Source organism: Streptomyces sp. NPDC041122 (genome assembly GCF_055592445.1).
In genome coordinates, this window is the sequence record NZ_JBVIYQ010000013.1 from 1 (window position 1) to 12,358 (window position 12,358).

General features: G+C 71.4%; 11 protein-coding genes. 1 reads left to right on the forward strand and 10 read right to left on the reverse strand.

The features are described from left to right. Positions 1-113: 113 nt before the first annotated feature. The 4 genes from ACZ6B8_RS36010 to ACZ6B8_RS36025 form a co-directional block, all read right to left on the reverse strand. Positions 114-785, reverse strand: a complete 672-nt coding sequence (locus ACZ6B8_RS36010) for a response regulator (RefSeq protein ID WP_471609971.1) — start codon at positions 783-785, stop codon at positions 114-116. Beyond that, the gene (locus ACZ6B8_RS36015; protein WP_471609972.1) at positions 782-2,062 is read right to left on the reverse strand and encodes a sensor histidine kinase; all 1,281 of its coding nucleotides are present in this window, start codon (positions 2,060-2,062) and stop codon (positions 782-784) included. The genes ACZ6B8_RS36010 and ACZ6B8_RS36015 overlap by 4 nt, the downstream gene beginning before the upstream one ends. 96 nt (positions 2,063-2,158) lie before the next feature. Further along, positions 2,159-2,947 carry an ABC transporter permease gene (locus ACZ6B8_RS36020; protein ID WP_471609973.1) on the reverse strand — a complete coding sequence of 263 codons (789 nt, stop codon included), beginning with the start codon at positions 2,945-2,947 and terminating at the stop codon, positions 2,159-2,161. After that, positions 2,944-3,897 carry an ATP-binding cassette domain-containing protein gene (locus tag ACZ6B8_RS36025; RefSeq protein ID WP_471610095.1) on the reverse strand — a complete coding sequence of 318 codons (954 nt, stop codon included), beginning with the start codon at positions 3,895-3,897 and terminating at the stop codon, positions 2,944-2,946. The genes ACZ6B8_RS36020 and ACZ6B8_RS36025 overlap by 4 nt, the downstream gene beginning before the upstream one ends. Positions 3,898-4,089: 192 nt before the next feature. Here ACZ6B8_RS36025 and ACZ6B8_RS36030 point away from each other — a divergent pair, with 192 nt between their 5' ends. Then, a complete protein-coding gene (locus ACZ6B8_RS36030) occupies positions 4,090-4,641 on the forward strand; it encodes a GNAT family N-acetyltransferase (protein WP_471609974.1) in 552 nt (183 codons plus the stop codon). A gap of 53 nt (positions 4,642-4,694) precedes the next feature. Here the strand turns inward: ACZ6B8_RS36030 and ACZ6B8_RS36035 are convergent, their stop codons facing one another. The 6 genes from ACZ6B8_RS36035 to ACZ6B8_RS36060 all read right to left on the reverse strand — a co-directional run bounded on the left by ACZ6B8_RS36035 (position 4,695) and on the right by ACZ6B8_RS36060 (position 12,078). Then, the gene (locus ACZ6B8_RS36035) at positions 4,695-6,350 is read right to left on the reverse strand and encodes a TraM recognition domain-containing protein (RefSeq protein WP_471609975.1); all 1,656 of its coding nucleotides are present in this window, start codon (positions 6,348-6,350) and stop codon (positions 4,695-4,697) included. Continuing rightward, positions 6,340-7,743, reverse strand: coding sequence for an ATP-binding protein (locus ACZ6B8_RS36040; protein WP_471088296.1), 1,404 nt, complete (start codon positions 7,741-7,743; stop codon positions 6,340-6,342). Before ACZ6B8_RS36040 ends, ACZ6B8_RS36035 begins: the two co-directional genes overlap by 11 nt. 20 nt (positions 7,744-7,763) lie before the next feature. Next, positions 7,764-9,323, reverse strand: coding sequence for an SCO6880 family protein (locus ACZ6B8_RS36045; RefSeq protein ID WP_471088294.1), 1,560 nt, complete (start codon positions 9,321-9,323; stop codon positions 7,764-7,766). Beyond that, a complete protein-coding gene (locus ACZ6B8_RS36050; protein WP_471609976.1) occupies positions 9,320-10,675 on the reverse strand; it encodes a hypothetical protein in 1,356 nt (451 codons plus the stop codon). Before ACZ6B8_RS36050 ends, ACZ6B8_RS36045 begins: the two co-directional genes overlap by 4 nt. Then, positions 10,665-11,516: a DUF8175 domain-containg protein gene (locus ACZ6B8_RS36055; protein WP_471609977.1), complete on the reverse strand. Its 852-nt coding sequence runs from the start codon at positions 11,514-11,516 to the stop codon at positions 10,665-10,667. Before ACZ6B8_RS36055 ends, ACZ6B8_RS36050 begins: the two co-directional genes overlap by 11 nt. A gap of 253 nt (positions 11,517-11,769) precedes the next feature. Next, positions 11,770-12,078 carry a hypothetical protein gene (locus ACZ6B8_RS36060; RefSeq protein ID WP_055570172.1) on the reverse strand — a complete coding sequence of 103 codons (309 nt, stop codon included), beginning with the start codon at positions 12,076-12,078 and terminating at the stop codon, positions 11,770-11,772. Positions 12,079-12,358 lie beyond the last annotated feature (280 nt).

Consider the following 12,358-nt stretch of genomic DNA (forward strand, 5'->3'; position numbering starts at 1 on the left):
GGGGGACCCTGTGGGAGAGTAGGACGCCGCCGAACTCCTTTTAGTCGGGAAACCCCCGCACCTTATGGTGCGGGGGTTTTCTGCGTTCCAGGGACGTTTTCCGTCCCCGCCCGTCACGTCGGGCTCACCAATTTCGTGTCGTACGCCAGGATCACCGCCTGCACCCGGTCCCTCGCCCCCGTCTTGGCGAGGATGCGGCCCACGTGCGTCTTCACCGTGGATTCCGCGAGGTGGAGCCGGTCGGCGATCTCCGCGTTCGTCCAGCCCTGACCGATGACCGTCAGGATCTCCCGTTCGCGATGGGTGAGCGATGACAGGCGCGGGTGGTCCGCCGGCTCCGTCCGGGCGGAGCCGGGTGCCGGCAGCTGGTCCGCGTACGCGTCGAGGAGACGGCGGGTCAGGCTCGGAGCGACCACCGCGTCCCCGGACGCGACCGCGCGGATCCCGGACAGCAGGTCCTCGGGCAGCGCATCCTTGATGAGAAAGCCGGACGCCCCGGCCCGCAGTCCCGCGTAGGCGTACTCGTCGAGGTCGAACGTGGTCAGGATCAGCACGCGGGTACGGGAGCCCGACGCGACGATGCGGCGGGTCGCCTCGATGCCGTCGACGCCGGGCATGCGGATGTCCATCAGGACGACGTCCGGGTGGAGTTCGGCGGTCATGCGGACCGCCTCGCTGCCGTTGCCGGCCTCGCCCGCCACCGTCATGTCGTCCTGGCTCTCCAGGAGCATGCGGAAACCGAAGCGCTGCATGGGCTGGTCGTCGACGATGAGCACGGTCGTCACGGTGATTCGCTGTCCTTGGGGAGGTGGAGGCGGACCCGCCAGCCGCCCGGCGGGTCGGGGCGCGGCCCCGCGTCAAGTGTGCCGCCGTACAAGGCCGTTCGCTCGCGCATTCCGGTGAGGCCGCGTCCCGGAGGCCCCGCGGGGACTGTAGGTCTCGCACGTCCCGTACGGGAGTCGGGGGCGCCGCCCGTGCCCGTGTCCGTCACTTCGACCGTGACGCCGCCGTCCGCGTAGAAGACGTCGACGGCGGCCGTGGCGCCGGGGCCGCCGTGCTTCAGGGTGTTCGTCAGGGCTTCCTGCACCACGCGGTAGACGGTGAGTTGGCGGCCCGCTGCTACCGGGTCGGGGTGGCCGTGCACCGTGCTGCGGACCGGCAGGCCCGCCGCCCGTACGCCGTCGACGAGTTGGGCCAGGTCGGTCAGGGCCGGCTGGGGGGTCAGGTCGGCCGGCGCGGGGGCGTCGTCGCGCAGGACGTCCAGGAGGCGGCGGAGTTCGGCGAGGGCCTGGCGGCTCGTGGTGCCGATGGCGTCCAGGGCCTGCGCGGCGCGCTCGGGGGACTTGACGGCCGCGTACGCACCACCGTCCGCCAATCCCGTGATGACGGAGAGGTTGTGGCCGATGATGTCGTGCATCTCCCGGGCTATGCGCGTGCGTTCGGCGGCGGCGGCGAGGCGGGCCTGCTGGTCGCGTTCGACCTCGAGGCGGTGGGCGCGCTCCACGAGGGCCCGGGTGTGGTCCTGGCGCGAGCGCACTGCGATCCCCGCGAGCGTGACGACGAGGAAGGACCAGATCTGCGGGACGATCAGCTGGTCCCAGCTGTCGCGCGGATAGGCGAAGGCGCAGACCGCCATGGGCGGCACGGTCATCGCGGCCGCCGCGCCGAGGGTCCGCAGCGGCAGCCGCAGCGCGATGGTGAAGACCACGATGAACTGGATCAGCGCGGCCTGCAGCCAGGCGCCCGTCCAGTTGCTGGCCATGGTCGTCGCCGACATCACGGCGAGCGCGTACAGCGGATGGCGGCGACGCCACAGCAGCGGCACGGACAGGCCCAGGCTCATCACGACGATCGGCCCCCGCGCCACATCGGGGTCGGCCGCGGTGCTGCGCCAGCCGCCGGCGCCGTCGGTGAGGGCGGCGATGACGAAGAAGGACGTGACCAGGGCGTCCCAGACCAGTGGGTGACGGCGGTCGAAGGCGCGTACCCGCTGGGTGGAGCGCTGGAGGTGCCGGGTGAGGGGGTGGGGGCGGGGCGTCGTCACGGCCTCATCTTCGGGCATGGGCTCGTCGCGGGGGCCGGGCATGTGGCGTCGCCGGAGCCGGGCATGGTGGTGTCGCCGGGTTTGTGCGTGATGTCGTCGTGGGGCGGGGAGTGGTCATACGTCCCGCCGCCTGAGCAAGACGGCCGCCGCGGCGAGGATCGCGGCGGCCCAGAGGGTGAGGGCGATCAGGGCCGTGCCCGGCGCGACGGTGTTTTCCACCCGGGCGACGGAGCCCAGCGAACTCGCCGCCTGGGCCGGGAAATGCCGGATCACGCTGTCCACGGCGCCGAACGGCAGCATCGAAAGGACCTCGGGCAGGATCAGGACCGCGCCGACGAACGCGCCGATGGCGCCGGGCACGGAGCGCAGCAGCGCGCCGAGGCCGAGGGCGATGAGGCTGAGCAGGGTGATGGCCGCGGCGCTGGAGGTGAGGGCGCCGAGCACGCCGGAGTCCGTGAGTGACAGCGCCTTGTCGGTGTCCGCGAGCCAGATCTGGGCGGTGAGGAAGGTGACGACGTTCGTCACGAGGCACAGCGTGAAGGCGACCGCCGTGAAGACGCCGGCCTTCGCCCACAGCACGGGGAGCCGGGTCGGCACGGCTGAGAGGGACGCCCGGATCATGCCCGTCGAGTACTCGCCCGCGGTGACGAGGATGCCGAGGACGGCGAGGCAGATCTGGGAGAGCTGGGTGCCGAAGAGGGTGAAGACGACCGTGTCGATCTCGGCGTCGTCGCCGTCGTAGGTGGAACCCATGATGATGCCGACGGAGAGGACGAGGGCGGCTGCGGTGATCAGGGTGATCCAGGTGGAGCGGAGCGTCCACAGCTTGTGCCACTCGGAGCGGAGGACGCCCTTGGGGCTCAGCCGGTAGGCGGTGGGGGCGAGGTCGGGGGAGGTCGTCATGCGGTGGCTCCTTCCGACTCGTGACGGGCGGTGTGGGCGCCGGCACTGGTGGAGGCCGCGTAGTCGACCGAGTCCCGGGTGAGGTCCATGAAGGCCTGCTCCAACGAGGCGGTCTGCGGGGTGAGTTCGTACAGCGGGATCCCGTGGGCGGCGGCGGTGCGGCCGATGTGTCCGGCGTCCGTGCCGCGCACGTCGAGGACACCGGGGGCGTCGGCGCGGACGGTGACCCCGGGGCCCGCGAGCAGCTCGGTGAGCCGGGTCGCCTCCGGGGTGACGACCTTGACGGATCCGGTGCCCGACTCCCGTACGAACCGTTCGACGGTGGTGTCCTTGAGGAGCCGGCCGCGGCCGATGATGATCAGGTGGTCGGCGGTCAGCGCCATCTCGCTCATCAGGTGGGAGGAGACGAGGACGGTACGGCCCTCCGCCGCGAGGGACTTGAGGAGGTTGCGGATCCACAGGACGCCCTCGGGGTCGAGGCCGTTGACGGGCTCGTCGAGGATGATCGTGGCCGGGTCGCCGAGCAGGGCGGCCGCGATGCCCAGGCGCTGGCCCATGCCCAGCGAGAAGCCCTTGACCCGGCGGCGGGCGACCTCGTGGATGCCGGCGAGCTCCAGGACCGCGTCCACCCGGCTCCTCGGGATGGAGTGGGTGTGGGCGAGCGCCATCAGGTGGTGGTACGCGGAGCGGCCCGGGTGCAGGGAGCGGGCCTCCAGGAGGGCGCCCACCTCGTGCAGGGGCGCGGGGTGGGCCGCGTAGACGCGGCCGGCGACGGTGCCGCGGCCCCGGGTGGGCGCGTCGAGGCCGAGGAGCATCCGCATGGTGGTGGATTTGCCCGCGCCGTTGGGGCCGAGGAAGCCGGTGACGGCGCCGGGCAGTACCTCGAAACCGAGGTCGTCGACGACCGTTCTGGCGCCGTAGCGTTTGGTGAGTCCGTATGCGCTGATCATGTCGTCGATGGTGTCGCTCACGGGGGCGCGGATCGTCGGACCGGGGGCGGGACGTGCGGGCCGGGGGTAGTACCCGGGTACGACGCCGACCCTGAGACGAGCGGCCCCCTAGGTGAGCGGGCCCTGAGACGAGCGGAGCCCTGAGACGAGCGTTACGTTGCGTCGGCGCGGGCCGTCGCTGAGGATCTGGCCATGGATCATGAGTACGTCGTACGGGCCGTGCGCGCCGAGGAGTGGCCGCGGGTGCGGGAGCTGCGGCTGGCCGCGCTGCGGGATCCGGCGGCGCCGGTCGCCTTTCTGGAGACGTACGAGGAGGCCGCGGCGAAGCCGGACGCCTTCTGGCGGGAGCGGGCGGCGGGCGCGTCACAGGGGGAGGCCGTACGGCAGTTCGTGGCGGAGGAGCCGGGCGGCGTGTGGGTCGGCTCGGTGACCGTGTTGGTCGAGGAGGCCGGGGCGGACGACGTGTTCGGCGGGGTGATCGAGGGGCGGCAGGCACACCTCGTGGGGGTCTATGTGCGCCCGGAACACCGGGGCGCCGGCGCGACGGACGCGTTGTTCCGGACGGCGGTCGCGTGGGCGTGGTCCCTGGAGGGCCTGGAACGGGTGCGGTTGCACGTCCACGAGGGCAATTCGCGGGCCCAGGCGTTCTACCGGCGGTTCGGGTTCGAGCCCAGTGGAGTGGTCGTACCGGTGCCGGGCGATCCCTCGGCGCGGGAGTACGAGTGGGTGCTCGCGCGGGGGTGAGGAGGCGGGCCGGGGCGTCGGGGGAGCGGGTCGCGGCGTCGTGCGGCGGCCCCTCAGGGGAGGGGCAGCTCCGCGTTCGGCCAGCGGGCCCTGCCCTGTTCCCGTGACCGGAGCAGGGCCAGGGTCGGCAGGCCCCGGTCCGCGCCGGTGGCGAGCAGTTCGGGCAGCTGCGGCAGCGGGGCCACCGCGGCGGCGTCGTCCAGGACGAACGTCATTGGTGGGTCGAGCCGACCGGAGGATGACCGTTCGGCCATGCGCCGGCCGCGCTCGACCACGCTGGAGGCGAGTGCCGTCAGCAGAGGCATGGCACCCGGGCCCTGATGGGATCGGGGATCCTCGATCGCCTCACCCACCACAAAAAGCGTGCCCCCTTCATCGATGAAGGAATCCAGGGTGAGCGCATCAGTTCGGTTCGGCGTGCAGGATTCTCGTACGTGGACGGTGAAGAGCGCGGAGAGGGCGCGGGCGGTCAACTCCTGGGCGATGTCGCGCCGTTCCGGGTACGCGGTGAGGGCCGCCTCCAGCTCGCCCGCGGCGCCGGACGACGCCTTGGGGTGGGTACGGAGGATGCGTACGGCCTCTTGCACCTGGGTGCCCTGCGACCAGCGGTGCACCGACTTCACGGGCTTGTCGCCGACCGCGGCGGCGTGCAGGAAGCTGCGCAGCAGGAGCTGGGCCGTGTCGGCCACGGCCGAGTCCAGCTTCGCGGTGGGTCTTATCGGCGCGAGGAGGGCGGCGGCGCGCTGCTCGGCGGTCGCCGTGTCCTGGCAGCCGGTGGTGGGCGACCAGTGGAGGCGGGCCGGGGTGTCGCACAGGTGGGCGGGGTCGTAGAGGAGGACGGGGCCGAGCTTGGCGCGGGCGTCCTTCGTCTCGGCCCACAGGGTGGGGTCGGAGGTCAGGACGAGGGCGGCCCCCTCGGCGTCCTGGAGAGCCTCGACGGCACGGGGGCGGCGCGCCGCGGGGTTTCCCAGGACCAGGGGGCCTCCGTACGGGTGGGGCGGCTCCGGGGTGCTGTTCTCCGCGCCTCCGGCGCGGGGGCCTCCGGCCAGGTGGAGCGGCTCCGTGGTGCTGTTTTCCGCGCCTCCGGCGCGGGGCTCCCACCCGCCCGCCCTTTCGGCCTGGGTCTCCGTGCCTCCGGCACGCGTCGGCGGGACGGCGCCCTCGTACATCTCCGTGCCTCCGGCACGGGGTGGGTGGGCGGCGCCCTCGTACATCTCCGTGCCTCCGGCACGCGGCGGATGGACCCGGGCGTCACGTCCTCCCGTGCCCTCGGCCCCCTGGGCCCCCCGGGCCCTCCGTACCGCCCGCCACCGCGCCACCGTTCCCATCACGAAGATCGTCAGCACGGTCAGGATCAGGAGCTGGCCGATGAACAGGCCCCAGAACAGGCCGTATCCGGAGAGCTGGTCCGGTGGGGTGTCGGGCCAGGCGCCCGCTACGTCGTGCGGGCTGCCGGCCAAGTGGCGTACCGCCGGGGGCGTATGGCCGAAGGAGACCTTCTCCGGCCAGGCCCCCCGCGCGAGACGCCCCGCGAGGTTCGTGGCGGACCAGACGAGGACCGTCGCGCCGAGCAGGAACGCCAGGAAGCCGACCAACAGGCCGTCGGGGACGCCGCGTTGGGGCCGGGCGCCCCGGTCGCCGTAGCGGCCGGCGGGATCCGCCGGACCCCGCCCGTGCGGGGACCGTCCCCGCTCCCAGTCATCCCGCATGCTGCTCCATGTACGCCGCCCGCTTCTCGGCCTCCAGCTCGGCGGCCCGCATCGCGTCGTCGACCGGTACGTCCTCGCCGTGGTGGTCGGCGGACGACTCGGTCATGGCGCGGTCGGTGAAGACCAGGGGGCGTTCCGTCTCCGTGATGAGGTGTTTGACCACCTGGACGTTGCCGTTGACGTCCCAGACCGCGATGCCGGGGGTGAGGGTCGGGATGATCTCCACGGCCCAGCGGGGCAGGCCGAGCACCCGGCCCGTGGCCCGCGCCTCGTCCGCCTTCTGGGCGTAGATCGTCCTCGTGGACGCCATCTTCAGGATCGCCGCCGCCTCCTTGGCCGCCGCGCCGTCCACGACGTCGCTCAGGTGGTGGACCACCGCCACGAAGGACAGGCCGAGCCGGCGGCCGAACTTCAGCAGCCGCTGGAACAGCTGGGCGACGAAGGGGGAGTTGATGATGTGCCACGCCTCCTCCACCAGGAAGATGCGCTTCTTGCGGTCCGGGCGGATCCACGTGTGTTCGAGCCAGACGCCGACGATCGCCATCAGGATCGGCATCGCGATGGAGTTGCGGTCGATGTGCGAGAGGTCGAAGACGATGAGGGGCGCGTCGAGGTCGATGCCGACGGTGGTCGGGCCGTCGAACATGCCGCGCAGGTCACCGTCGACGAGCCGGTCGAGGACGAGGGCCACGTCCAGGCCCCAGGCCCGTACGTCGTCTATGGCGACGTTCATCGCCTCGGCCGACTCCGGCTCGGGGTGGCGCAGTTGCTCGACGATGTCGGTGAGGACCGGCTGGCGCTCCACGATCGTCTCGTTCACGTACGCGTGCGCGACCTTCAGCGCGAAGCCGGAGCGCTCGTCCAGGCCGTGCCCCATCGCGACCTCGATGATCGTGCGGAGCAGCGCGAGCTGGCCCGTCGTGGTGATCGCGGGGTCGAGCGGGTTGAGCCGGATGCCCATGTCCAGGGCGGCCGTCGGGTCGAGCCGGATGGGGGTTATCCCCAGCTCCTGGGCGATGAGGTTCCATTCGCCCACCCCGTCCTCGCCCTGTGCGTCGAGCACGACGACCTGCCGGTCCTTGAACCTCAACTGCCGCAGGACGTACGTCTTCTCCAGCGCCGACTTGCCGTTGCCGGACTCGCCGAGCACCAGCCAGTGCGGGGCCGGCAACTGCTGCCCGTACAGCTGGAACGGGTCGTAGATGTACCCCTTGCCGGAGTACACCTCACGCCCGATGATCACGCCCGAGTCGCCGAGGCCCGGCGCGGCCGTCGGGAGGTAGACCGCCTGGGCCTGCCCCGTCGACGTACGCACCGGAAGCCGGGTCGTCTCGACCTTCCCGAAGAGGAAGGCGGTGAAGGCGTCCGTGAGGATGGTCAGCGGATCCCGCATCTGGCAGCCTGCCTCTACGTCTAGCGTCGGATGCCGGTCGCGAACGGCAGCGTGTTGACGAAGGCCCTGTGGTGCTCGCGGTCGCACCACTCCAGCTTGAGATACGACTTGCCGGCGGAGGCGCGGATGGTGCGCTTGTCGCGCGCGAGCGCCTCCGGGGAACGGGACGAGACCGTGATGTAGCCGACCAGGTTGACGCCCGCCGCGCCGCTCGCCAGGTCCTCGCCGCGCTGGTCGAGGCGGGAGTGCGAGGCGATGTCGCGGGGGTCGACCGTGCGGTTCATCTTGGCCTGGCGGCTGGCCTCCGCCTCGTCGTTGGTCTTCTCGGTCAGCATCCGCTCGATGGCGACCTCGGTGGGTTCGAGGTCCATCGTCACGGCGACCGTCCTGATGACGTCCGGGGTGTGGACGAGCAGGGGGGCGAGGAAGTTGACGCCGACGGGCGTCATCGGCCACTCCTTCACCCACGCCGTGGCGTGGCACCACGGGGCGCGGGTGGAGGACTCGCGGGTCTTCGCCTGGAGGTAGGTGGGCTCCACGGCGTCGAGCTCGGCGGGCCAGGCGTTGCGCTTCGTCATCGCCTGGATGTGGTCGATGGGGTGGTCCGGGTCGTACATGGAGTGCACGAGCGAGGCGAGCCGGCCCTGGCCGAGCGGCTGGCGCACCCGGATGTCGGCCTCCTGCAGCCGCGAGCAGATGTCGGTCAGCTCGCGCGCCATGACGACGGCGAGACCGGCGTCCTTGTCGAGCTTCCTGCCGCCCGCCGGGCGGGCGGCGCGGGCCATCGCCTGCGCCTCGGCGGCCAGGTCGCGGGAGTAGTGCATGCAGGCGACGAGGTAGGCGCGGTGCTGCTCGCTGCTGGTCGACACCATCGACTGCAGCTGGTCGTAGGACTGCTGGAGCCAGGGCAGCGCCCGGTCGTCGCCGCGCTGGCTGACGTCCTTGGCGTGCGCGTCGGGGTCGGCGGGCAGCGTACGGGCGAGCATCTGCAGGCGGGTCACGAAGCCGTCGCCGTTCGCGACGTGCTTGAGCAGCGTCCCGAACCGGTCGACGAGCGCCTCCTGGTCCTCGCTGTCGCGCAGTCCGACGCCCGGTCCCTCGATCTCGATGGCGGCGGTGACGGTCCGCCGGTCGGCGTGCAGCAGCACGGCGATCTCGTCGGGACCGAACGGGGCGGCGAGCCAGCTGATGCGGCCGATGCCGGGCGGCGGCCCGACCTCGACCTCCCGCCCGTCGAGCCGGACGCCCGCCTCGGGGACGGCGGAGCGGTAGGCGGTGCCGCGCTTGAGGGAGCGCTTGTAGCTGCGGTTGATCTCGAACCACTTGTAGAACGTCCGGCCCTTGTACGGGACGTACACGGCCGCGATGGCGAGCATCGGCAGGCCCGACAGCAGGACGATGCGCAGCGAGAGGACGGGGACGAGCAGCCCGCACATCATGCCGAGGAACGCCCCCACGATGATCAGGGCGATCTCACCGGTCTCGCGGTTCTTGCCGACGATCGCGTTCGGCCGCGCGCGGCCGATCAGATATGTGCGGCGGGGCGCGACCGGCTGGGACACGTGGGACTGGGTCGTCAACGCCCTTCACCTCCCGTGCGGTTGGTACTGCTGTTGCGGGCACCGCCGCGGTTGCCCGCGTGCGGCGTGTCCGTCGCGCTGCTGCGCGGCGGGGGTGCGGCGGAGGGGACAGATCCGCCGCCGTTCGTCGAGCCGCGGCCCCCGGTGGGGCGGCTGCTGTGTGCGGCGACACCGGCGCCTGCGGTGTTGGCGGGACGCGCCTGGCCGGTGTTGCCGCCCTGGTTGCCGCCCGAGCTGCCGTTGCCCCGGGCGCTGTGGGTCTTGATGCCCTGGGAGACGAGGGAGGCGGGGGAGCTGATGACGGCGGCGGCCTTGTTCTCGGCGCCGCGCATGATGCGGTTGTTGCGGGAGCCCGCGATCTCGTCGCCGAAGCCGGGGACGAAGCGGTAGATCATGGCGCTCGCGAAGATGGCGAGCAGGATGATCGAGAGCCCGGAGACGACCGCGGAGAAGGCGTCGGGCCCGTCGTCGGCGGAGAGCGCGCCGGCGAGCCCGAGCACGATGACGATGATGGGTTTGACGAGGATGACCGCGATCATGATCCCCGCCCAGCGGCGGACGTGGGACCAGAGGTTCTTGTCGACGAGGCCGGCGTAGACGACGGTGCCGAGGAGCGCTCCTACGTAGAGGAGCGCGGCCCTGATGACCAGCTCCAGCCAGAGGATGCCGGCGGCGAGGATCGACACGAGCGAGACGACGATCAGCATGATCGGGCCGCCGCCGATGTCGTCACCCTTCTTGAGCGCACCCGAGAACGTCCCGAAGAACGTGTCCGTCTGACCGCCCGTCGCCTTCGCGATGACGTCGGTGACGCCGTCGGCCGCGGAGACGACGGTGTAGAGGATGAGGGGCGTGAAGGCGGAGGCGAGGACAGTGAGCCAGAGGAACCCGATGGCCTCGGACAGCGCGGTGGTGAGCGGCACGCCGCGGACCGCCCGCTTGGCGACCGCGAGCAGCCACAGGAGCAGCGTCAGGATGGTCGACGCGGCGAAGACGACGGCGTACTGCTGGAGGAACTTGGGGTTCGTGAAGTCGACGTTGGCGGTGTCCTTGACGGCGTCGGAGAGCTTGTCGACGGTCCAGGACGCGGCGTCGGCGCAGCCCTTTGCGAGGGAGCTGAGGGGGTCGAGGGAGTCGGGGAGGGGGTTGTCGGTGGGGTACTTGCCGTCCCCGCTGCTGCTGCCGCCGTTCTCGCCTTTTTCGCAGTACTTTTTGGCGGGGCCGTGGATGAGGTCACAGGAGTCGCTCCCGGGGTCCGGCGCCGCGAAGGCTCGCGTCGCGAGGAGGACTGCCGCGGTCTGCACGGCTGCGACGGTCGCGCTGAGGCGGATCACACGTCGGCTACCTGGCATAGGTGAACCCTCCGTATCCTCCGACCGCCTTCGCGATCTCGTCGGAGTTGGACGCGCGGTCATCGCCCGGGACTGGGGCGGGACCGTCCTTCTGGGAGTGAGTGACCGCCTTCCAGTCACCGTTGATCCACTCCAGCTTCATGGTGATGGTGAACCAACTGTTGGTGACCGGTTTGGTCGACTTCTCCCCGGCCAGCCCGAGCAGGCCGCTGCACCAGACCTCGACGGACGCCTTGCCGTCCGAGAACTCGGTGACCTTCGTGCCGATCGGGGTCGTACGAGAGACGAACTGGTAGCCCTTGGGGGTCGTACCGTCTTCGTTCAGCCCCACGTTCTTGAAGAACGGCGCGGTGTACGCCCGGTCGAGCTCCGCCTGGAACTTGGCGACGCTGGACGGGGCCATCACACTGTTGAGGATCGCGTTGCGCTTGGCCTTGTCGAACATCTCGGCGGAGCCGAGCGGCACGGCGAAGTTCGCCGCCGCGCTCTGGGCGCCCTGCTCGGTCTTGGCGAACCCCGCCGGGATCCCCCCGTTCTTCCCCCCCACCGGCTTCTCCCCGGAGGGCGCCGTCGAGGCCGCCTCCGGCTTCTTGCCGTCACCGTCCTCCGCAGAGGAATCGTCCCCGCCCCGGTTGGCGAACGCGATCGCCGCGATCAGGAGGACCACGACGCCCACGACCGTGACCAGGCTCCGCGAGGAGGTCCGCCCGCCGGAGCGGGAGGATCTGCGTACGCCGCCGTAGACGTCGTCGCCCGCCCCCTCCCCCTCGGGAAGCCGCGTCCGGGTCTCCCCGGAGCCACCGAAGAAGAGGCCGTCGTTCCGCTCGTCGTCGGGACTCATGCCGCGTACGCCCCCTCAACCTCTCGCTGAACCGTCACGCAGGACACGTATGACGGTAGCCGTGCTGGTTCCCGCGCGGGCGCGGTGTGGTGACTCGACATCAGGGAGTTGCAACCTCAGCCGGTGGGCACGACGGATGGGTGGGGGAGTGGGGACAGGGGAGTGGGGGACAAGGTGTGGGGACGTGGGAAGGGGACGTGGAAGGACGGGGCGCGGGGCGCGAACGGGGGACCGGTGCCCGCGCCCGGCCGTACTAGACCGCCATGCCGTAGACGATCGTGAAGAGCGTGCCGAGCGAGCCGATGATGAAGACGCCGGTCAGCCCGGCGATGATCAAGCCCTTGCCCTGCTCCGCGCTGAAGGTGTCGCGCAGCGCCGTCGCGCCGATGCGCTGCTTCGCGGCGCCCCAGATCGCGATGCCCAGACAGAGAAGGATCGCGATGGCCATCACGACCTCGATCATCACGCGTGCCTCGTTGCCCAGGCTCCCGAAGGGACCCCAGTCGGGGGCGATCCCGCCGATGATGGTGGTGATGTCGCCCTTTTCGGCTGCCATAAGCATGTGTAACTCACCGCCCCTAGTGGGTTGTTCTGCCACCTCTGCCTACCTCGGTACAGAGGACAGCTCATTCTCACCGACAATAGGGCCCGCGCATGTCGCCTTGGCGCCATTCGTTGGCTGACTTCGTGCGGTTCCGCGCACGCGGCCTCTGGTTACTCTGTGTATCACGCGGTACGACGCCGGGCAATGACGGCCCGGCGTGCCTCTGACCAGGTGTTAAGGCGGTGGCCGGCGCCGAGCCCCGCACCGCGGGACTCGGTGGCGCATCCGCGGTGGCACA

What these genes read in the sequence shown, in the direction of transcription:
- ACZ6B8_RS36025 (WP_471610095.1), bottom strand. Translation starts at nt 3,897, where the DNA reads ATGATCAGCGCATACGGACTCACCAAACGCTACGGCGCCAGAACGGTC.
- ACZ6B8_RS36015 (WP_471609972.1), bottom strand. Translation starts at nt 2,062, where the DNA reads ATGCCCGAAGATGAGGCCGTGACGACGCCCCGCCCCCACCCCCTCACC.
- ACZ6B8_RS36030 (WP_471609974.1), top strand. Translation starts at nt 4,090, where the DNA reads ATGGATCATGAGTACGTCGTACGGGCCGTGCGCGCCGAGGAGTGGCCG.
- ACZ6B8_RS36020 (WP_471609973.1), bottom strand. Translation starts at nt 2,947, where the DNA reads ATGACGACCTCCCCCGACCTCGCCCCCACCGCCTACCGGCTGAGCCCC.
- ACZ6B8_RS36035 (WP_471609975.1), bottom strand. Translation starts at nt 6,350, where the DNA reads ATGCGGGATGACTGGGAGCGGGGACGGTCCCCGCACGGGCGGGGTCCG.
- ACZ6B8_RS36050 (WP_471609976.1), bottom strand. Translation starts at nt 10,675, where the DNA reads ATGCCAGGTAGCCGACGTGTGATCCGCCTCAGCGCGACCGTCGCAGCC.
- ACZ6B8_RS36060 (WP_055570172.1), bottom strand. Translation starts at nt 12,078, where the DNA reads ATGCTTATGGCAGCCGAAAAGGGCGACATCACCACCATCATCGGCGGG.
- ACZ6B8_RS36040 (WP_471088296.1), bottom strand. Translation starts at nt 7,743, where the DNA reads ATGCGGGATCCGCTGACCATCCTCACGGACGCCTTCACCGCCTTCCTC.
- ACZ6B8_RS36055 (WP_471609977.1), bottom strand. Translation starts at nt 11,516, where the DNA reads ATGAGTCCCGACGACGAGCGGAACGACGGCCTCTTCTTCGGTGGCTCC.